Source organism: Franconibacter pulveris, from assembly GCF_056780215.1.
The window spans coordinates 2,241,177-2,259,482 of sequence record NZ_CM165555.1; the positions used below are offsets into that span (position 1 = coordinate 2,241,177).

Genomic DNA, 18,306 nt, shown 5'->3' on the forward strand with positions numbered 1-18,306 from the left:
ACGCCTCCCGTGGGAGGCGTTTTTTTTAGGGGCTACGTCGCTTAGCCGGCAGGGGTGTTCAGCACCCGGCGGGTGCGGCCCGAGCTCAGGTAATCGGCGATATAATCCTGCGAAATCTCTCCGCTGTAGCGGCCTTCTTCATCCACAATCGGCATCCAGACAGTGTTGTGCTCATAAAGTCTGGAGAGCACGACGCGCAGGTTATCTTCCGCTTTGCCCGTGACGCGAAACGGATGCAGCAGGTCGGCGCATACGCCGGTCGCACCGCGCGCCTCCCGGCGTTTGACATAGCCGAGCGGCTTGTCGTTTTCATCCACCACAGTAATCGAGCGCATATCGTTGTCATCCATCAGGGCGAAGGCTTCAGCAAGCGAGGTGGAGCGGCGCACGGTGATGGTCGGCTGCGCCTCCGTCACATCGCCCGCCTGCACCAGCAGCAGACGCTTCAGGATACGGTCCTGGCCGACGAAAGAGCCGACAAACTCGTCCGCCGGCTTCGCCAGCAGCTCGTCAGGGCTGGCGCACTGAACGATTCTTCCCTGGCGGAACACGGCGATGCGGTCGCCAAGCTTCAGCGCTTCGTCAATATCATGGCTCACCAGCATCACGGTTTTCTTTAACTGGCGCTGCATTTCCAGAAACTGGTTCTGGATAACTTCGCGGTTGATAGGGTCGACCGCGCCGAAAGGCTCATCCATCAGCAACACCGGCGGATCCGCCGCCAGTGCGCGAATCACCCCGATACGCTGCTGTTGCCCGCCGGACATCTCTTTCGGATAGCGGTTGAGAAAGCGTTTCGGGTCCATCGCCACCATCGACATCAGCTCGGTGGCGCGCGCTTTACACTTCGCCTTATCCCAGCCCAGCATGCGCGGCACCACGGTGATGTTCTCTTCAATGGTCATGTTGGGAAACAGACCGATCTGCTGAATGACATAGCCGATGTTGCGGCGCAGCGTCACGGTATCAAGATCGGTGGTGTCTTCGCCGTTGATGAGGATCTTGCCGCTGGTAGGGGCGATGAGACGGTTAATCATTTTAAGCGTCGTGGTTTTGCCGCAGCCGGAGGGGCCGAGCAGCACGCACATTTCGCCCTCGGGCACGTTCAGGTTAACGTTGTCGACCGCGTTCACGGTCTGGCCGTTCTTCTGCGTGAACTGTTTGGTGAGGTTTTCCAGCTTTATCATTATCGAATCCCCTTAGGCGTAAGCATTACTTGCAGGCGGTGAAGCAGCCAGTCGAGCACAATCGCCAGCAGACAAATCATTAAGGCGCCTGCAATCAGCATGCGGATATCGCTGCCGCCAATGCCGTTGAGCAGCAGCAGGCCAAGACCACCCGCGCCAATCACGGCGGCGATAGCCATTACCCCGATATTCATCACCACGGCGGTGCGAATACCGCCGAAAATCACCGGCAGGGCCATGGGAATTTCCACCCAGCGCAGGCGCTGCCAGAAAGTCATGCCGATGCCGCGGCCCGCTTCACGCAGCCCCGGCGGCAGGCTGTCGAGGGCGGTATGGGTATTGCGTACGATCGGCAGCAGCGAATAAAGAAAGACGGCGGTGATGGCGGGCAGCGCGCCGATCCCCTGGCCTATCATCGAGAAAAGCGGGATCATCAACCCGAACAGGGCGATGGAGGGTACGGTCAGCAGCAGCGTGGCGAGACCCAGCACCGGCGTCGCCAGCCATTTATGACGCACAATGAGGATGCCAAGCGGCACGCCGGTGAGAATCGCCAGGCCTACCGCGAGCAGCACCAGCCACAGGTGTTGCAGCGTCAGCATGCCAAGGTAGCCTGCGTTATCAATCATGTAATGAAGGGTATCCATCGGCTCTCCTTAAAGCAGACCTTTGCTGCGCAGGAAGTCGTGGGCGACCTGCTGCGGCGACTGGTGATCGATATCCACTTTCGCATTGAGCGTAGTGATGGTGTCGTTATCAAGCAGACCGGAAAGGGTATTGAGCGCCTCATCAAGGCCGGGGTTAGCCTCCAGCGCCTCTTTGCGCACGACCGGCGTGACGGCATAGCTTGGGAAGAACCCCTTGTCATCCTCCAGCACTTTCAGATCAAACCCTTTCACGCGCCCGTCGGTGGAGTAGACCAGACCGACATCGACAAACCCGTCGCGAATGGCGTTATAGACGAGGCCCGGGTCCATCTGGCGGATTTGCGAGCGGTCAAGCGGCATGTTGTAGGCCTGCTGCAGCGGCTTCATGCCGTCGCTGCGCCCGGCGTACTCCAGGTCCAGCCCCAGCAGCCAGTTATTATCCGGGTCGGTTTTGCGCAATTGCTCAATCTTCTCCACCATTTGCGACATCGTGGTTATCTGCTCGGCTTCGGCGCGCTTACGCTGCATGGCGAAGGCGTAGGTATTGTTCATCTTTGCGGGCTTCAGCCAGACCAGCCCCAGTTTCGCATCGAGCTTTTTTACGGTGTCGTAAGATTGCTGCGCCGTCATCGGCTCCTTAATGCGGTTAAAGATGCTCAGCGAGGTGCCCGTATACTCCCAGGTCATGTCCACCTGTTTATTGACCATCGCGTTACGGGAAATCACCGCAGCGATGTTAGTGCGCGGCTCCACCTGGAAGCCTTTCTTTTGCAGGTACTCCACCGTCATGGCGGAAAGAATATGCTGTTCGGTAAAGCCTTTCGACGCCAGCACCAGCGGACGGGCCGCCGCCGCCGCGCCGGTAAAGAGCATGGCGGCGGCCAGCAGGGCGCACAGTCGGGGTAGTTTCATCTCAACGCTCCTTATTTCAGGCGGTGTGCGGACTGAGCAGGCGGCCCAGCGCAGCCAGCGCCATATCCAGGATCAAGGCGAAGAGGGCGGTAGCCGACGCGCCAAGGATAAGGGTCGGGAAATCGTTCAGGTAAATTCCCGGGAAGATAAGCTCGCCGTAGCTGCTGGCGCCGATAAGAAAGGCGAGCGGGGCGGTGCCGACGTTAATGGCGGTCGCGATGCGCACGCCAGAGAGAATAACCGGCCAGGCGTTCGGCAACTCGACCTGCAACAGGCGCTGGCGTTTGGTCATGCCAATGCCGTTGGCCGCTTCAATCAGCGAACCCGGCACGGCGCATAGCCCCGCGTACGTGTTGCGTACGACAGGCAGCAGCGAGGCGAGGAACAGCGCCACAACGGCCGGTTTGTCGCCAATGCCGATAATCACCATCGCCAGCGCCAGCACGGCAAGCGGCGGCAGGGTATTGCCGACGTTAAAAATCTGCATGACATATTCCGCCCAGCGACGCGCGGCGGGTCGGCTTAACGCTATCCCGCTCGGAATGCCGACCAGCAATGCCAGCGCCATGGAGCTAAAAACCAGCCACAGATGCTGTTTACCCAGATAAAGCAAATCTTCCTGACGGGTTTTGATAACGTCCAGGCCAATGCCCCAGACCAGCAACCCGACGGCGATAAGCAATCCCGCGACCGCGAGAAAAGTACGTTTAGCAAGTGAAGCCGTTTGCATGGCGCGCTCCCTGTATGCACGTTTTAGGGCAACAAAAGTATTGCCTGTTGTTATCCCGTGTTTCACCACGGTGTAAAGTGCTATAGCAATGCAATGGGAAGGATTCCAGTCGGAGCGGGAGCGCTCCAGGCGTATATTCTCCGTAGTAATAAGCGTTATACCTTATGTCGTCTCGCTTATTTCCTTATGAGTAGAATTATCTTAAAAAGCGGCAGGCCAAAGTGACACCGTAACAGTTCGGGAAAAGTAATTTATATTAGTAACAATAAAGTTGCTGAATAAATAAACAAGCATAATGAGAAAGCGCATCGCATAAGCAGCAGAAAAGGTTTCATTTTTCTGCGGCCTGTAAGGTGTGATAGTTTCACGTCTCTTACAGATTAAAGCCGGGACGCGGGCGATGGGTTTACTGATAAAAGCGCTGATTGGCGCGCTGGTGGTGGTGGTGATTGGGATCCTGGCGAAGACGAAAAATTATTATATTGCCGGACTGATCCCGCTTTTTCCGACCTTCGCGCTGATTGCGCATTATATCGTCGTCACAGAGCGCGGCGTGGAAGCGCTGCGCGCCACCGTGATTTTCGGCATGTGGTCGATTATCCCCTATTTTGTCTATCTGGCTTCGCTGTGGGTCTTCAGCGCCATGATGCGGGCGCCGCTGGCGCTGGCAGGCGCCGTGGCGCTCTGGTGCCTGAGCGCCTGGCTGTTGATTGCGCTCTGGACGCGCTTTCACTGAGTTAAGGCCGCCATGCGCTCAACGGTAGAGCGGTTTTACCGCTACGGGCGTGACCAGCCCTTCGCGCCAGCCTGCCAGCGTCTGGCGCGTCAATTCGCCAAGCGCCGTGTAAAAAGGGTGACCGGCGTTTTCGCAAAACACCTGCAGAAAGCGGCCCGCCCAGGGCAGCAGGTGCCAGGCCAGCAGCTGCTCCAGCGCCTCCGCTCTGCCGTTTTCTGCAAGCCATGCCGCCATTAGCAGCAGCAGACCGATATGATCTTCGGGCTCGTTGCTTGCCGCCCCGGTGTCTATTTCGTTCTCCCGCATCCACTGGCGCAGCGCGAGGGTAGAGTCGCCAAACAGCACGCTTTCCCGGTCAAGCCAGACCGAGCCCCAGGGCGGCGCGGGCAGCGCCCACGGCCCAATAAACAGCCGTTGCCAGGCCTGCTCGAGCGTCTCTTCGCTTTCCGGCGCGCGAAACCCACAGGTTATTGCTTGTGGTACAGCCTGGGGCCACTGCGCGCGCCAGTTCTCGTGACGCAATGCCTGCGCCAGCGGCGCGGCTTCAGCCGAAGCGGGTGAATAATAAAAAAGCGCGCCGAGTACGCGGGCGCAAAGGGCGATGTCGTTCAGCGTCGTCTTCACTGCTTTTACCTTCTTAAGCGGCGCGGGTTAGCCCCGCGCCAGAATTATCCTGCGATCGCCATGCCTGTGGTCATATGCAGCCCGTAAAACAGAATGCGGCCCACTATCTCTGCGGTTAACACCAGCACGAAGCCTGCGATAAGGGAAAGGGTACGCGGCTCAGTACGTCGGATTAGCGGGCAGAGCCAGCAGCCCAAACCCAGCGCAAGCATGGCAAGGCGTGCGGTTTGCCATAAGGCGTAATCCGGCACCAGCGTCGCCGCCTGCTGCACCGAGCTGTGTATGGCGGCAAGCGTCTGGCCCTGCATCACGATGACCGCTACGCTGAGCAACAATGCCGCCGCGCTTACCTTTGCGAAACCCACCGGGTTGACGCGCACCCGCGCCAGGCGCAACACCAGCGCGCCGAGCAGCGGCCCGCCCAGCAGGACGGTGAGGAAGAATCCAACCGTGGTATAGCCGTTGCGCCAGGTCGGCACCGTCTCAATCTGGTAGACCCGGCTCATCATCCAGACAAACGCCAGCCCCAGCGCCATGCTGATAACCAGCCACGCTTTGCCGAACGCCGCCGGCAGTTTGTCCAGAAACGCCGCCAGCCACCACAACCCGCCCGCCGCGAAAAAGAGCGCGCCGCCGGCGATTTCGTTGCTCAGCGCAGACGCTCCGACGCGGTTAAGGGAGTTGAACATCCGCAGCGGCGAGCCCAGATGCATCACCGAGGCGAGAAAGCCCACGCCCATCAACAGCCACAGCAGAAACATCGCCCGCGCCAGCCGGGTTCTTGCCGGGCGCTCGCGCGCCACCGCCAGCCAGCCGAAGCCGCTCACGATAAGCCCGCCCGCCACGCACTGGCCGAGCACCGTAAACAGCACCAGCGGCCATTCATGCCATCCGTTGCCCATCTCACACCTCCTTCGGGTTGGCCAGGTAGCCGGTGGCGTCGCCACAGGGCCGACTGCCGGCGTTGGGTTTAATTACAATGTTCGGCTGCGTGAAGCGCGCGGCGGGCAGCGGCGCGACGGCCGCGAGCGCGCCGTGCTTCTGGCGCAGCGCGTCGATGGGGCCGAAATCGAGCGCGCGCAGCGGGCAGGATTCCACGCAGACGGGTTTCTGCCCCTGCGCCACCCGCTCATGACAGCCGTCGCACTTGGTCATGTGGCCCTTCTGCGCGTTGTACTGCGGCGCGCCATAAGGGCAGGCCATGTGGCAGTAACGACAGCCGATGCAGATATCCTCATCCACCACCACAAAGCCGTCGTCGCGCTTGTGCATCGCGCCGCTCGGGCAGACTTTCGTGCAGGCCGGGTCGGCGCAGTGGTTGCAGGCAATCGAGAGGTAGTAGGCGAACACATCCTGGCGCCAGACGCCGTTATCCTCCTGCCAGCTGCCGCCCGCATACTCATAGATGCGGCGAAAGCTCACCTCCGGGGTAAGGTCCTTGTAATCCTTGCACGCCAGCTCGCAGGTTTTGCAGCCTGTGCAGCGGGCGGAATCGATAAAAAAGCCATACTGGGTAGTCATCGGTTACTCCTTAAACCTTCTCGATTTCGACCAGATTGCTGTGCGAAGGGTTGCCCTTGGCGAGCGGCGAGGGACGCTGGGTAGTGAGAACGTTAATGCATCCCGCATGGTCAATGCCTTGCGCGTCCGGGTCGTACCATGCGCCTTCGCCCAACGCCACGACCCCCGGGATAATGCGCGGCGTGACCTTCACCTCAATACGCACCTCGCCGCGATCGTTGAAAATACGCACCGTATCGCCGCTGATAATGCCGCGAGGTGTCGCATCGATTGGGTTCATCCACATCTCCTGGCGACAGGCCGCCTTCAGCACGTCGACGTTGCCATAGGTAGAGTGGGTTCGCGCTTTGTAATGAAAGCCGGTCAACTGCAGCGGGTACTTCTCGCGCAGCGGGTCGTCGTAGTGCTCGAAACCGGGGCTATAAACAGGCAGAGGATGAATAACGTCGCCTTTTTCAAGCGTCCAGCTGTCGGCAATCTGCGCAAGCTGGCTGGAGTAAATTTCAATTTTGCCGGAGGGCGTGCTCAGCGGGTTGGCCTGCGGGTCGTCGCGAAACGCTTTGTAAGCGACAAAATGACCGTCCGGATCGCGTTTTTTGAAGATGCCCTGCTGACGGAACGTATCGAAGCCCGGCAGCTCCGGCAGCGCCTCGCGGGATTGCTCGTAAAGATGACGAAGCCATTCTTCCTGCGTGCGTCCTTCGGTGAACTGCTGCTCAACGCCCATGCGTTTAGCAATCTCAGAGGTCATCTCATAAATCGTTTTACACTCGAAGCGCGGCGTGATGGCCCGATCGGCAAAAATGACGTAATCCATGTTGCCGCAGGAGGCATCCAGGGCAAAATCCATCTGCTCAGAGGCGGTGCAGTCGGGCAGCAGCAAGTCGGCATATTTCGCCGATGAAGTCATGTGATTGTCGATAACCACAATCAGTTCGCACAGTTTGTCGTCCTGCAAAATCTCATGGGTGCGATTGATTTGCGAATGCTGGTTAATCAGGCAATTGCTGGCGTAGTTCCAGATCATTTTAATCGGCACATCCAGCTTCGCTTTACCGCGAACGCCATCGCGCAGGGCGGTCATTTCCGGTCCCCTTACAATGGCGTCTGTCCACATGAACATCGAAATGCTGGCTTGTACCGGGTTTTCCAGCGTCGGCATACGTTCAAACGGCATGGCGTAAGCGCCTTCCCGCGCGCCGCTGTTGCCGCCGTGAATGCCGACGTTGCCGGTGAGAAGAGGCAACATGGCGATAGCGCGGGAGACCAGTTCGCCATTTGAGTGGCGCTGGGGGCCCCAGCCCTGAGAGATAAAAGCGGGTTTCGCGCCGGCTATTTCTCGCGCAAGCTTCACGATGCGCGCGGCCGGTATGCCGGTAATCGCGGCGGCCCACTGCGGTGTTTTCGCGATGCCGTCGTCGCCCTGGCCGAGAATATAGGCTTTGTAATGGCCATTGGCGGGCGCGCCCGCAGGCAGCGTTTTTTCGTCATAGCCAACGCAGTATTTATCAAGAAAGGCCTGGTCGACGAGATTCTCGGTAATCATCACCCAGGCGAGTCCTGAAACCAGCGCGGCGTCGGTGCCCGGGCGAATGGGGATCCACTCATCTTCACGCCCGGCGCCGGTGTCGGTGTACCGTGGGTCGATAATTATCATGCGGGCGTTGGATTTCTCACGCGCCTGTTCAAGATAGTACGTCACGCCGCCGCCGCTCATGCGCGTTTCGCCGGGGTTGTTGCCGAACAGAACCACTAACTGGCTGTTTTCAATATCAGAGGGACTGTTGCCTTCCGCCCAGCCGCCGTAGGTGTAATTCAACCCGGCGGCAATCTGCGCGGTAGAGTAGTCGCCATAATGATTGAGATAGCCGCCGCAGCAGTTCATCAGGCGCGCTATCAGCGTCTTACCGGGCGGCCATGAGCGGGTCATTGTGCCGCCGAGTGTCCCGGTACCGTAGTTCAGGTAAATGGCCTCGTTGCCATAAGTCTGGATGATACGCTGCATTTCTCTGGCGAGCGTATCGAAAGCCTCCTCCCAGCTGATGCGGACAAATTTGCCTTCGCCGCGTCTACCCACCCGTTTCATCGGGTATTTCAGACGATCGGGGTTATAAACCCGGCGGCGCATCGAACGACCGCGCAGACAGGCGCGCACCTGATGCAAGCCGTCGTAGTTGTCGTCGCCGGTGTTGTCCGTCTCAACGTAGCGTATTTCGCCATCAACAACGTGCATGCGCAGCGGGCAGCGACTGCCGCAGTTGACTGTGCAAGCGCTCCAGACAATACGTTCGGGCGACGAAGGCGGCGGACTGGTCTGCGCCGCGCCGCTTTTCGGGATAAAGGGAAGTGGAAATCCGCCAGCGGCGAGGGCCAGGCCGCCGAGGGCGGTGGTTTTTACAAGGGTACGGCGGCTTATCCCGCCGGGGTGTTGAAAGTTCGACATGCTCACTCCTTAGTGCTTCCTGCAAAAGGAAGGTGTGAAGGCGTTTTTAGCGTTATTAATGACGTCAGCACCTGCGACGCGCGGCGGGAGTATTAACCATTATGGGGTAGGGAGTATTAACGATGGTCAAAGAAGGGAGGAATTAAAAAACAAAAAGGGCGCGCAGGCGCCCGGAACGTTATTGCGGTTCGCTGGGGGCGCCTTCCTGGGCTGGCGCGGCGCTCGCTGCGTTGCCGCTGCTGGTGCGCGTGTAGAGGATCTTTTGTGTATCATTAGCGCAGTGGCCGACGACCTGCGCATCCGGCTTATCGGCCTGATCGTTAGGCACAATGGAAAGGGTGAAACCCGACTCCGGCACGCCGTTATTGATGATTCGCTGTTGGATTTCATCTCTGACCCGTTCGCAAGAATTTTGCTGCGCCAGCGCAGGCGCGGCGGCGATAAGCAGAACAGTGCTGGCCAGAACGTGACGTTTCATATTGCGCTCCTTCTGTGCAAAGCGGTTAAACTAAGCATAGCAGACAGAACGTAAATCCTTGTATTAACGTGTATGTAACCCCCTGACAGGACGAATGGATATTAGCGTGAAACGAGCCCTGATAACGCTTTCAGCCCTCTGGCTGCTGGCAGGCTGCGACGGTGCTTCCACCCCGCAGGCCTTTACGCCGGAAATGGCGAGCTTTTCGAATGAATTTGACTTTGATCCTCTGCGCGGCCCGGTTAAAGATTTCAGCCAGACGCTAATGAATGAAAAAGGCGAGGTGGCGAAGCGGGTAACCGGCACGCTCTCGCAGGAGGGGTGCTTCGACACGCTTGAGTTTCATAACCTTGAAGATAACTCCGGCGCGGCGCTGGTGCTGAACGCGAACTACTACCTTGACGCCGCCTCGCAGGAGAAGCGGGTAAAGCTGCAGGGTAAATGCCAGCTGGCGGAATTGCCGGCGGCGGGCGTCGTTTACGACACTAACGACAGCGGTTTTGTAGTGAAGGCGCGCGGTAAAGGCACAACCATCGATTACCGTTACGATGCGGAAGGCTACCCGCTCGGCAAAACGACCGTGGCGGATAAACTCAGGCTGACGGTGGCTTCCACCGTTGCCGATAACCGTAAAAAGCTCGATTACACGGCTGTCAGCACGCTTAACGATAAGACCATGGGGCGTGTAAAGCAGACCTGCGATTACGACAACCATTTTAATCCGGTGAGCTGCGAGCTGGAGATTACTGACGAGAGCGCCACCCCGCCGGTGCACCATAAGTACACCATCGAAAACACCATTGAGTATTATTAAGATTGGCGTCTCGCGGGCAGGTGTCGTTGTGCTTGCCCGCGCTTCGAAAGAAGCGCAGGGCGGTGAAGCGAAGCGCGACCCGCCGCAACGCGGCAGGCTTTATTGCGCGGTGGGCTTCAGCAGGCTGCTGCCGGGCGTTTTATGTTTCGCCAGATAGTGATGCTGGAAAATGCACATGCGAATAGTGGTGCGGTATTCGCCATTGATAAAAAATTCGTCGATGAGTTCGCCTTCCACCTGAAAACCCAGCTTGCGATAGATGTGAATCGCTTTCTCGTTCTCTTTATCGACAATCAGGTACAGCTTATAGAGATTGAGCACCGTAAAGCCGTAATCCATGGCAAGCTTCGCGGCGCGCGAAGCAAGCCCCCGGCCCTGGTGGTCGGGCGAAATAATTATCTGAAACTCCGCACGGCGGTGTACGTGGTTGATTTCAACCAGCTCCACCAGACCCGCTTTCTCGCCGTTGCACTCCACCACAAACCGCCGTTCGCTCTGGTCGTGGATATGTTTATCGTAGAGATCGGAGAGTTCGACAAAGGCCTCGTACGGCTCTTCAAACCAGTAGCGCATAACGCTCGCATTGTTATCAAGCTGATGAACGAAGCGAAGATCTTCGCGCTCAAGCGGGCGCAGTTTCACAGTCAGTTCAGACATGACAAATCCTTTTTAGCGAAGAGAAAGGCTTCCGGGCGGAAGCCTTTGGCGTTGGCGTCAGGGCGCGAGCGGGCGACCGGTACGGCGGTCAAGACAACGCAGGGTGTTAGGCTCCCAGTAGGCGTTGAGGTTGGCGCTTTGCTCGCACCTGTCGCGACCATCAAACGCGACATCGGCTTTATCCCACTCTTTTTCGGCGCGGGTATTCACTTTGTGGCGTAAAGAACGGGTGTCATTCCATTGCTCTTTGTCCATCGCGGCGTTCTGACGGCTCTGCGCGCTGTCACCAGATTCGATAATCAGCTTGCTGGTTTCCGCCTGCGCCGGTAACGCCAGGCTGAACGCGCCGGCCACCAGCGCCATCAGCAGGGAGTGGCGAAGGAGAGTTTTCATTGCGGTTTCCTTTTATATGAAGCAACACTTGCCGGTTAACCGGCAGGCTTTACTATATCACCGCCTTTTTAGCGCGCACAGCGCCCGGCGATAGTGATAATTATCCATGATGGACCTCAATATGATCAAAACAACGCTGCTTTTTTTCGTCACCGCGCTGGCGGAAATCGTCGGTTGCTTTCTGCCGTGGCTGTGGCTGAAAAAGGGCGCGTCGTCGTGGCTTTTGCTGCCTGCCGCGCTCTCACTTGCGCTGTTTGTCTGGCTGCTTACGCTGCATCCGGCGGCGAGTGGACGAGTCTATGCGGCCTACGGCGGCGTCTATGTCATGACCGCGCTGTTATGGCTGCGCGTTGTGGACGGCGTCAGGCTCAGCGTTTACGACTGGCTGGGCGCAGGCGTGGCGCTGTGCGGCATGCTGATTATCGTCGCAGGCTGGGGGCGAGCCTGAAACAAGGCGCAGCGGGGGACGCCTCTGCGCGTCATCCGCCTTTTTGCTTTGTGAGCCGGGACGCATTTTTTTCTTAATATAACTTGTATGGTAGTTAGGTCAGTTGCTCATTGCGTATTCAGAAGAGGCCTGAATGCGCCATTCAGAACGAGGTATTCATGAAAATCAGTAAGGCTGAAGTCTTTGTCACTTGCCCGGGCCGCAACTTCGTCACGTTGAAAATCACCACCGAAGATGGCCTGACGGGGCTTGGCGACGCCACGCTCAACGGGCGCGAGCTTTCTGTCGCCAGCTACCTGCGCGATCACCTCTGTCCGCAGCTGGTGGGGCGCGATGCGCAGCGCATCGAAGATATCTGGCAGTTTTTTTATAAGGGCGCTTACTGGCGTCGCGGCCCGGTGACAATGTCGGCTATCTCCGCCATTGATATGGCGCTGTGGGACATCAAAGCCAAAGCCGCCAATATGCCGCTTTACCAATTGCTCGGCGGCGCTTCGCGCGAGGGCGTAATGGTTTACTGCCACACCACCGGCCACAGCATTGATGAAGTTCTGGATGACTACGCGCGCCACAAAGAGATGGGATTTAAGGCGATTCGCGTACAGTGCGGCGTGCCGGGAATGAAAACCACCTACGGCATGGCGAAAGGCAAAGGGCTGGCGTACGAGCCCGCCACGAAAGGCGAGTGGCCGGAAGAGCAGCTCTGGTCCAGCGAAAAATACCTCGACTTCACGCCGAAACTCTTCGCTGCGGTGCGCGACAAGTTCGGCTTCCATGAGCACCTGCTTCACGACATGCACCACCGCCTGACGCCGATTGAAGCCGCGCGTTTTGGCAAAAGCATTGAAGATTACCGCCTGTTCTGGATGGAGGACCCAACGCCTGCGGAAAACCAGGCCTGCTTCCGCCTGATTCGCCAGCATACGGTCACGCCGATTGCGGTGGGCGAAGTCTTTAATAGCATCTGGGACTGCAAGCAACTCATTGAAGAGCAGCTTATCGACTACATTCGCACCACCATTACCCACGCGGGGGGCATTACCGGCATGCGCCGCATCGCCGATTTCGCCTCGCTTTACCAGGTGCGCACCGGCTCGCACGGCCCGTCCGATCTGTCGCCGATTTGCCATGCCGCCGCGCTCCATTTCGACCTGTGGGTGCCGAATTTTGGCGTACAGGAGTACATGGGGTACTCCGAGCAAATGCTGGAAGTCTTCCCGCACAGCTGGCGCTTCGACAACGGCTATATGCATCCGGGCGAGAAGCCGGGCCTGGGGATCGAATTCGACGAAAAGCGGGCGGCGAAATACCCCTACGACCCGGCTTATCTGCCTGTCGCCCGCCTTGAAGACGGCACGCTGTGGAACTGGTAAGGAGAGCGAAAATGAAAAGCATCACGGTACAGCAACCGCAACAGATGGTTATCGAAAACCGGCCTTTGCCCGAGCCTGCGCCAGGGGAAGTGCGGGTAAAGGTTAAGCTCGCCGGGATTTGCGGTTCCGACAGCCACATCTTTCACGGCCACAACCCCTTTGCTAAATACCCGCGCGTTATTGGACATGAATTCTTTGGCGTTATCGATGCGGTGGGCGAGGGTGTGACAACGTCACGCATCGGCGAGCGCGTTTCGGTCGACCCGGTCATTAGCTGCGGCCACTGCTACCCGTGTTCCGTAGGTAAACCCAACGTCTGCGCTGCGCTGGTGGTGCTGGGCGTACATCGTGATGGCGGCTTTAGCGAATACGCGGTGGTCCCGGCTAAAAACGCCCACCGCATTCCTGATGAGGTGCCCGACGAGAGCGCCGTAATGGTGGAGCCATTCACCATCGCCGCTAACGTCACCGCCCAGGTGCAACCGCGTGAAGAGGATATTGCGCTGATTTTCGGCGCCGGGCCAATGGGGCTTACCACTCTGCAGGCATTGAAAGGCGTATACGGCGTGAAGCGGGTGATTGTCGCGGACCGTATTGCGGAACGCCTGGAGATGGCGAAACACTGTGGTGCGGATCATATCGTGGATAACGGCAAGGCGCCGCTCTCCGCCTGGTTTGAGCGAGCGCAGATTAAGCCCACGCTGATTATCGACGCCGCCTGTCATCCCTCGATCCTGCAGGAGGCGATCGCTCTGGCGTCGCCTGCGGCGCGCATCGTCATCATGGGCTTTTCCAGCGAACCAAGCCAGGTGGTGCAGCAAGGCATTACCGGCAAAGAGCTGTCGATTTTCTCCTCGCGGCTTAATGCCAACAAGTTTCCTGTAGTGATCAAATGGCTACAGGAGAAGCGCATCGCGCCGGAGAAACTGATCACCCACCGTTTCCCTTACCAGCAGGTGGGCGAGGCGATGACGGTCTTCGAAAAAGACCAGAAATCCTGCTGCAAGGTGTTGTTGAAGTTCAGTGAATAACCCCGTCTTCCTGCGAGTCGGTTGTCCGTGGGGACCTTAAAGAGAGTACGATTATGAGCCAATATCAACAGGCGCACGCCCCGGGTAATGAAAGAAGCACTGCCGATCTGGTGAAAGCTGCGGTTTCCGGCTGGCTAGGCACGGCGCTGGAGTTTATGGATTTCCAGCTTTACTCGCTGGGCGCGGCGCTGGTATTTCATGAAATCTTTTTCCCTGAACAGTCCGCCGCCATGGCGCTTATTCTCGCCATGGGCACCTACGGCGCGGGTTATGTCGCCCGCATTGTCGGCGCGCTCTTCTTTGGCCGCATGGGCGACCGCATCGGACGTAAGAAAGTGCTGTTTATTACCATCACCATGATGGGGATTTGCACTACGCTTATCGGCGTTTTGCCGACCTATGCGCAGATAGGCATTTTCGCGCCGTTGATGCTGGTTACGTTGCGCATTGTGCAGGGGCTCGGCGCGGGGGCAGAGATTTCCGGCGCGGGCACCATGCTTGCAGAATATGCGCCCAAAGGCCGTCGCGGCATTATCTCGTCGCTGGTGGCGATGGGGACGAACTGCGGCACGCTGAGCGCTACGGCTATCTGGGCGGTCATGTTCTTTGCGCTTGACCGCGAGTCGCTGGTGGCGTGGGGCTGGCGTATCCCGTTCCTGGCTAGCGTGGTGGTGATGGGGTTTGCTATCTGGCTGCGTATGCACCTCAAAGAGAGCCCGGTATTTGAGCAGGCCAACGAAACACCGGCGCCGCACGCTGCGGATAGCAGCTTCTCCGCCATCTTCAAAAGCCGCGCCTTCTGGTTTGCCAGCGCCCTGCGCTTCGGCCAGGCGGGCAACTCCGGCCTGCTGCAAACCTTCCTGGCAGGCTATCTGGTGCAGACGCTGCTGTTTGATAAAAGCATCCCCACCGATGCGCTGATGATTAGCTCTTTTATCGGCTTTCTTACCATCCCGCTGCTGGGCTGGCTGTCGGATAAAGTCGGGCGCCGTCTGCCCTATATTGTGCTCAATATCTCCGCCATTGTGCTGGCGTACCCGATGATCGCCATCATCGTGGATAAAACCTACGCGCCCGGCACCATTATGCTTTGCCTTATCGTGATTCATAACATTGCCGTGCTGGGGTTGTTTGCGCTGGAAAACATTACGCTGGCGGAGCTGTTCGGCGCGCGTAACCGCTTCACCCGCATGGCGATGGCGAAAGAGGCGGCGGGGCTTATCGCTGTCGGCTTCGGCCCGCTGCTGGCGGGGATCTTCTGCAACATGACCGGCGCCTGGTGGCCTGTCGTGGCGATGCTTATCGCGTATTCCATTACCGGACTGGCGGCGGCCTTGCTGATGCCGGAAGTACGCGACCGCGACCTGGCTATCCTTGATGACGCGATAGCAAGCCCGGCCGTGGCGAAGCGCGTAAAACACGCCGTTACCGTAAACGGTAAATAGATCCAAAGCCGGGGATAACCCCGGCTTTGGTTATCCGCAGAAATATTTTGTTACCATTCTAGTCAGGGTAGTCTTAAAACACTGTCGTAAATCATAGAGCGAAACGCCCCGCAGCGTACTCTGCGTCATGACGATTTCTCTTCATAAAAACGAGTTTTAACCATGAAAAATCAACTTTTATCTGCGAAAGCGGCGGTGCCGACGTATGACCGCAGCACATTACAGGCGCGCATTGTGCACCTCGGCTTTGGCGCATTTCATCGCGCCCATCAGGGCGTTTACGCCGATATTCTTGCGGCGGAGCACAACAGTGACTGGGGCTATTGCGAGGTCAATTTAATCGGCGGCGAGCAGCAGATTGCGGATCTGAATCATCAGGAGTGCCTGTATACCGTGGCGGAGATGTCGGCCGACGCCTGGCGCGCCCGCGTCGTTGGCGTGGTGAAAACAGCGCTGCATGCGCAGGCCGACGGGTTTGCGCGCGTCATGGACGCGCTGTGCGAGCCGCAGGTCGCTATCGTCTCGCTGACCATTACCGAAAAGGGTTACTGCCACGCGCCGGCAACGGGGGAGCTGATGCTGGATAACCCGCTGATTGCCGCCGATCTTAAAAATCCGCAGCAGCCGAAATCTGCGCCGGGCGTCATCGTCGCCGCGCTGGCGGCGCGCAGGAAGATGGGCCTTGCGCCTTTTAGCGTTATGTCGTGTGACAACATGCCGGAAAATGGTCATGTCACCCGCAACGTGGTGCTGGCTTACGCCCGCGCGCTGGATGCGGATTTAGCCCAGTGGATTGCACAGAACGTCACGTTCCCTTCCACGATGGTGGACCGCATTGTTCCCGCCGTCACAACCGAAACGCTGGATAAAATCGAACAGCTCACCGGCGTGCGCGACCCGGCGGGCGTTGCCTGCGAGCCGTTCCGCCAGTGGGTGATTGAAGATAACTTTGTGGCGGGCCGTCCGGCGTGGGAAAAAGCCGGCGCGGAGCTGGTTAGCGACGTGGTGCCGTTTGAAGAGATGAAGCTGCGCATGCTCAACGGCAGCCATTCGTTCCTGGCCTACCTTGGCTACCTGGCGGGTTATCAGCACATTAACGCCTGCATGGAAGATGATAATTTCCGCCGCGCCGCGCACGCGCTGATGCTCAAAGAGCAGGCACCGACCTTAAATGTGCAGGGGGTTGATCTGGCGAACTACGCCCGTCTGCTGATTGAACGTTACAGCAACCCGGCGCTGCGCCACCGCACCTGGCAAATCGCCATGGACGGCAGCCAGAAGCTGCCGCAGCGCTGGCTCGATTCCATTCGCTGGCACCGGGCGAACGGCAGCCGCCACGATCTGCTGACGCTCGGCGTGGCGGGCTGGATGCGCTACGTCGGCGGCGTGGATGAGCAGGGAGAGGCGATAGAGGTCTGCGACCCGCTGCTTGACGCCATTCAGCAGGCCGTGCGCGGCAGCGACGAGGGCGACGCGCGCGTTAAGGCGCTGTTGGGGCTGAAGGCTATCTTCGGCGACGATCTGGCGACGCAGTCGGAATTTGTTGCGCAGGTCACCGAGGCTTATAAGTTACTGCTGCAGAAAGGGGCGAAAGCCACGGTGGCGCAGTACGCGAAACCGCTTTTCTGAGGCCGTTGGCAATGCCGTCTTTGGGCGGCATTGTATTTTACGCGTCGCGCTGCCTACCATTCAGCGTCTGAACACAGCGTAAGACCAATATCCGGAAATAGCGGATAAAAGGGAGCGGGGAGCGTGAGAAAAAATGCCGCCGCAGCGGCATTTACCACGATTAATGCAAACCAAGACGAATCAGCTCAACCGGTTCAAATTTGCCTTCACAGCCTTCCACTTCCACCGTTTTGGCGCGGCGAACCTGCTCGGCGCTCAGGCCTTCGCTGTGAATGGCGGTAATCACGCCGGTCTGGCCGGTGCCGCTTACCATGACGCGGCTGCCGGTGGTGATTGCATTGCGGTTACGATCGTATGTCATCATTGTGGTTTCTCCTCTGAACGATTGTCGGCAATTCAGACGAGCCCCATTTTAAAAAGCGAGCGGCGAAAAACGTTAATCTCGATCAAAACCGACGCATTTGTGTGATGAACATCACAGGCGTTACTCTTCGCTAAACCAGTCGCGGTTTTCCTGACGGATTAACTGCACCGACTCGCTTATCTCCTGCAAATGTACGCGCATGGCGTCATCAGCGGCCTGCGGGTCGCGTTTTTCCAGGGCGTGAAAGATATCGGCGTGCTGGCGCAGCAGCATTTCCGGCGGGGAAACATGGTCAAGGCTCATGTAGCGCACCCGGTCGATGGCCGCTTTGATGTTTTCCACCGTATCCCAGGCGAGCTGACAGTCCGCCATCTGGGCAAGCTTATGGTGAAACTCGTCGTCAAGCAGGAAGAAATCGTTAAGCTGTTTGCGGTCGATGGCGGTGCGTTGCTGGTTGAGATTTTGCTCCAGCTGGTAGAGGTCAGCATCGGTAATCATGGTGGCGGCGCGCTGCACGACCGCGCGCTCAATCGCCTGGCGGACAAAGCAGCCGTTGCGCACCTGGGAGAGCGAGATTTTATTCACAAAACTGCCGCGTTGCGGGCGGATTTGAATCAGGCCGTTTTCCGCAAGCTTAATGAACGCTTCACGCACCGGCTGGCGCGAAACATCAAAGCGCACCGAAACCTCTTTTTCCGAAAGCGGCGTACCGGGGGGAATAAGGCAGTGGACGATATCGCGACGCAGAATGCGATAGATCTGTTGGTTCACCGGTTGGGTGGGGTTAAGCGGGGTTTCAGCGGCCATCGATTTCTACTTTTTCAGCGAGTAACCGATTCAATTTACCATTTTTTTATTACCCCGCCCATACCCG

20 protein-coding genes are annotated in these 18,306 nt (G+C 58.4%); 7 read left to right on the forward strand and 13 right to left on the reverse strand.

All coding sequences use genetic code 11. From position 1 onward, the window contains the following. Positions 1–41 precede the first annotated feature (41 nt). The 4 genes from osmV to ACU4F7_RS10655 are packed head-to-tail and all read right to left on the reverse strand — an operon-like array spanning position 42 to position 3,476. On the reverse strand, positions 42–1,187 hold the full coding sequence (gene osmV / locus ACU4F7_RS10640; RefSeq protein WP_029592886.1) for an osmoprotectant ABC transporter ATP-binding protein OsmV: 1,146 nt from the start codon (positions 1,185–1,187) through the stop codon (positions 42–44). Further along, on the reverse strand, positions 1,187–1,834 hold the full coding sequence (osmW, locus tag ACU4F7_RS10645; protein WP_029592887.1) for an osmoprotectant ABC transporter permease OsmW: 648 nt from the start codon (positions 1,832–1,834) through the stop codon (positions 1,187–1,189). Before osmW ends, osmV begins: the two co-directional genes overlap by 1 nt. Positions 1,835–1,843: 9 nt before the next feature. After that, entirely contained in the window at positions 1,844–2,746 is a 903-nt protein-coding gene (osmX, locus tag ACU4F7_RS10650; RefSeq protein WP_481638630.1) for an osmoprotectant ABC transporter substrate-binding protein OsmX, read from the reverse strand. Between the two features lie 16 nt (positions 2,747–2,762). After that, the gene (locus ACU4F7_RS10655) at positions 2,763–3,476 is read right to left on the reverse strand and encodes an ABC transporter permease (protein ID WP_029592888.1); all 714 of its coding nucleotides are present in this window, start codon (positions 3,474–3,476) and stop codon (positions 2,763–2,765) included. Between the two features lie 400 nt (positions 3,477–3,876). On the opposite strand from ACU4F7_RS10655, the gene ACU4F7_RS10660 reads away from it, so the two are divergent. Further along, on the forward strand, positions 3,877–4,212 hold the full coding sequence (locus ACU4F7_RS10660; RefSeq protein ID WP_481638631.1) for a GlpM family protein: 336 nt from the start codon (positions 3,877–3,879) through the stop codon (positions 4,210–4,212). Positions 4,213–4,230: 18 nt separating this feature from the next. Here the strand turns inward: ACU4F7_RS10660 and dmsD are convergent, their stop codons facing one another. The 5 genes from dmsD to ACU4F7_RS10685 form a co-directional block, all read right to left on the reverse strand. Continuing rightward, entirely contained in the window at positions 4,231–4,836 is a 606-nt protein-coding gene (dmsD, locus tag ACU4F7_RS10665; RefSeq protein ID WP_481638632.1) for a Tat proofreading chaperone DmsD, read from the reverse strand. 44 nt (positions 4,837–4,880) lie between these two features. After that, positions 4,881–5,738 carry a DmsC/YnfH family molybdoenzyme membrane anchor subunit gene (locus ACU4F7_RS10670; RefSeq protein ID WP_029592891.1) on the reverse strand — a complete coding sequence of 286 codons (858 nt, stop codon included), beginning with the start codon at positions 5,736–5,738 and terminating at the stop codon, positions 4,881–4,883. Position 5,739: 1 nt separating this feature from the next. Beyond that, positions 5,740–6,357 (reverse strand): DMSO/selenate family reductase complex B subunit, encoded by a 618-nt coding sequence (locus ACU4F7_RS10675; RefSeq protein WP_029592892.1) that lies wholly within the window; start codon positions 6,355–6,357, stop codon positions 5,740–5,742. A 10-nt stretch (positions 6,358–6,367) separates the two neighbouring features. Then, positions 6,368–8,800: a dimethylsulfoxide reductase subunit A gene (gene dmsA, locus ACU4F7_RS10680; protein WP_481638633.1), complete on the reverse strand. Its 2,433-nt coding sequence runs from the start codon at positions 8,798–8,800 to the stop codon at positions 6,368–6,370. A gap of 178 nt (positions 8,801–8,978) precedes the next feature. Then, positions 8,979–9,278, reverse strand: a complete 300-nt coding sequence (locus ACU4F7_RS10685) for a DUF1161 domain-containing protein (RefSeq protein WP_029592894.1) — start codon at positions 9,276–9,278, stop codon at positions 8,979–8,981. Positions 9,279–9,372: 94 nt separating this feature from the next. Between ACU4F7_RS10685 and ACU4F7_RS10690 the strand changes: the two genes are divergently transcribed. Beyond that, entirely contained in the window at positions 9,373–10,092 is a 720-nt protein-coding gene (locus ACU4F7_RS10690) for a YnfC family lipoprotein (protein WP_481638634.1), read from the forward strand. A gap of 99 nt (positions 10,093–10,191) precedes the next feature. Here ACU4F7_RS10690 and speG read toward each other — a convergent pair whose 3' ends face one another. Then, the gene (gene speG, locus ACU4F7_RS10695; protein WP_024557096.1) at positions 10,192–10,749 is read right to left on the reverse strand and encodes a spermidine N1-acetyltransferase; all 558 of its coding nucleotides are present in this window, start codon (positions 10,747–10,749) and stop codon (positions 10,192–10,194) included. A 57-nt stretch (positions 10,750–10,806) separates the two neighbouring features. Further along, complete coding sequence (locus tag ACU4F7_RS10700; protein WP_029592896.1) at positions 10,807–11,142, reverse strand: DUF1283 family protein; 336 nt, start codon at positions 11,140–11,142, stop codon at positions 10,807–10,809. A 121-nt stretch (positions 11,143–11,263) separates the two neighbouring features. On the opposite strand from ACU4F7_RS10700, the gene ACU4F7_RS10705 reads away from it, so the two are divergent. The 5 genes from ACU4F7_RS10705 to ACU4F7_RS10725 all read left to right on the forward strand — a co-directional run bounded on the left by ACU4F7_RS10705 (position 11,264) and on the right by ACU4F7_RS10725 (position 17,068). Then, positions 11,264–11,590 carry a YnfA family protein gene (locus ACU4F7_RS10705; protein WP_024557094.1) on the forward strand — a complete coding sequence of 109 codons (327 nt, stop codon included), beginning with the start codon at positions 11,264–11,266 and terminating at the stop codon, positions 11,588–11,590. A 158-nt stretch (positions 11,591–11,748) separates the two neighbouring features. Next, complete coding sequence (gene manD, locus ACU4F7_RS10710) at positions 11,749–12,963, forward strand: D-mannonate dehydratase ManD (RefSeq protein WP_024561095.1); 1,215 nt, start codon at positions 11,749–11,751, stop codon at positions 12,961–12,963. Positions 12,964–12,974: 11 nt separating this feature from the next. Next, entirely contained in the window at positions 12,975–13,994 is a 1,020-nt protein-coding gene (locus tag ACU4F7_RS10715) for a Zn-dependent oxidoreductase (RefSeq protein ID WP_481638635.1), read from the forward strand. 53 nt (positions 13,995–14,047) lie between these two features. Then, positions 14,048–15,439 (forward strand): MFS transporter, encoded by a 1,392-nt coding sequence (locus ACU4F7_RS10720; protein ID WP_029592899.1) that lies wholly within the window; start codon positions 14,048–14,050, stop codon positions 15,437–15,439. 162 nt (positions 15,440–15,601) lie between these two features. Beyond that, a complete protein-coding gene (locus ACU4F7_RS10725; protein ID WP_481638636.1) occupies positions 15,602–17,068 on the forward strand; it encodes a mannitol dehydrogenase family protein in 1,467 nt (488 codons plus the stop codon). 160 nt (positions 17,069–17,228) lie between these two features. On the opposite strand, the gene ydfZ is transcribed toward ACU4F7_RS10725, so the two are convergent. Together ydfZ and ACU4F7_RS10735 are read right to left on the reverse strand one after the other, a co-directional pair. Next, on the reverse strand, positions 17,229–17,432 hold the full coding sequence (ydfZ, locus tag ACU4F7_RS10730) for a putative selenium delivery protein YdfZ (RefSeq protein ID WP_024557090.1): 204 nt from the start codon (positions 17,430–17,432) through the stop codon (positions 17,229–17,231). A 120-nt stretch (positions 17,433–17,552) separates the two neighbouring features. Continuing rightward, on the reverse strand, positions 17,553–18,239 hold the full coding sequence (locus ACU4F7_RS10735) for a GntR family transcriptional regulator (RefSeq protein ID WP_024557089.1): 687 nt from the start codon (positions 18,237–18,239) through the stop codon (positions 17,553–17,555). Between the last annotated feature and the right edge of the window lie 67 nt (positions 18,240–18,306).

Bases quoted from the DNA above. Each gene is read 5' to 3' on its own strand.
- ACU4F7_RS10720 (WP_029592899.1), top strand. From the start codon at position 14,048: ATGAGCCAATATCAACAGGCGCACGCCCCGGGTAATGAAAGAAGCACT.
- osmW (WP_029592887.1), bottom strand. From the start codon at position 1,834: ATGGATACCCTTCATTACATGATTGATAACGCAGGCTACCTTGGCATG.
- ACU4F7_RS10700 (WP_029592896.1), bottom strand. From the start codon at position 11,142: ATGAAAACTCTCCTTCGCCACTCCCTGCTGATGGCGCTGGTGGCCGGC.
- dmsA (WP_481638633.1), bottom strand. From the start codon at position 8,800: ATGTCGAACTTTCAACACCCCGGCGGGATAAGCCGCCGTACCCTTGTA.
- ACU4F7_RS10670 (WP_029592891.1), bottom strand. From the start codon at position 5,738: ATGGGCAACGGATGGCATGAATGGCCGCTGGTGCTGTTTACGGTGCTC.
- ACU4F7_RS10675 (WP_029592892.1), bottom strand. From the start codon at position 6,357: ATGACTACCCAGTATGGCTTTTTTATCGATTCCGCCCGCTGCACAGGC.
- ACU4F7_RS10690 (WP_481638634.1), top strand. From the start codon at position 9,373: ATGGATATTAGCGTGAAACGAGCCCTGATAACGCTTTCAGCCCTCTGG.
- osmV (WP_029592886.1), bottom strand. From the start codon at position 1,187: ATGATAAAGCTGGAAAACCTCACCAAACAGTTCACGCAGAAGAACGGC.
- ACU4F7_RS10685 (WP_029592894.1), bottom strand. From the start codon at position 9,278: ATGAAACGTCACGTTCTGGCCAGCACTGTTCTGCTTATCGCCGCCGCG.
- ydfZ (WP_024557090.1), bottom strand. From the start codon at position 17,432: ATGATGACATACGATCGTAACCGCAATGCAATCACCACCGGCAGCCGC.
- manD (WP_024561095.1), top strand. From the start codon at position 11,749: ATGAAAATCAGTAAGGCTGAAGTCTTTGTCACTTGCCCGGGCCGCAAC.
- speG (WP_024557096.1), bottom strand. From the start codon at position 10,749: ATGTCTGAACTGACTGTGAAACTGCGCCCGCTTGAGCGCGAAGATCTT.
- ACU4F7_RS10735 (WP_024557089.1), bottom strand. From the start codon at position 18,239: ATGGCCGCTGAAACCCCGCTTAACCCCACCCAACCGGTGAACCAACAG.
- ACU4F7_RS10660 (WP_481638631.1), top strand. From the start codon at position 3,877: ATGGGTTTACTGATAAAAGCGCTGATTGGCGCGCTGGTGGTGGTGGTG.
- osmX (WP_481638630.1), bottom strand. From the start codon at position 2,746: ATGAAACTACCCCGACTGTGCGCCCTGCTGGCCGCCGCCATGCTCTTT.
- ACU4F7_RS10705 (WP_024557094.1), top strand. From the start codon at position 11,264: ATGATCAAAACAACGCTGCTTTTTTTCGTCACCGCGCTGGCGGAAATC.
- ACU4F7_RS10725 (WP_481638636.1), top strand. From the start codon at position 15,602: ATGAAAAATCAACTTTTATCTGCGAAAGCGGCGGTGCCGACGTATGAC.
- ACU4F7_RS10655 (WP_029592888.1), bottom strand. From the start codon at position 3,476: ATGCAAACGGCTTCACTTGCTAAACGTACTTTTCTCGCGGTCGCGGGA.
- ACU4F7_RS10715 (WP_481638635.1), top strand. From the start codon at position 12,975: ATGAAAAGCATCACGGTACAGCAACCGCAACAGATGGTTATCGAAAAC.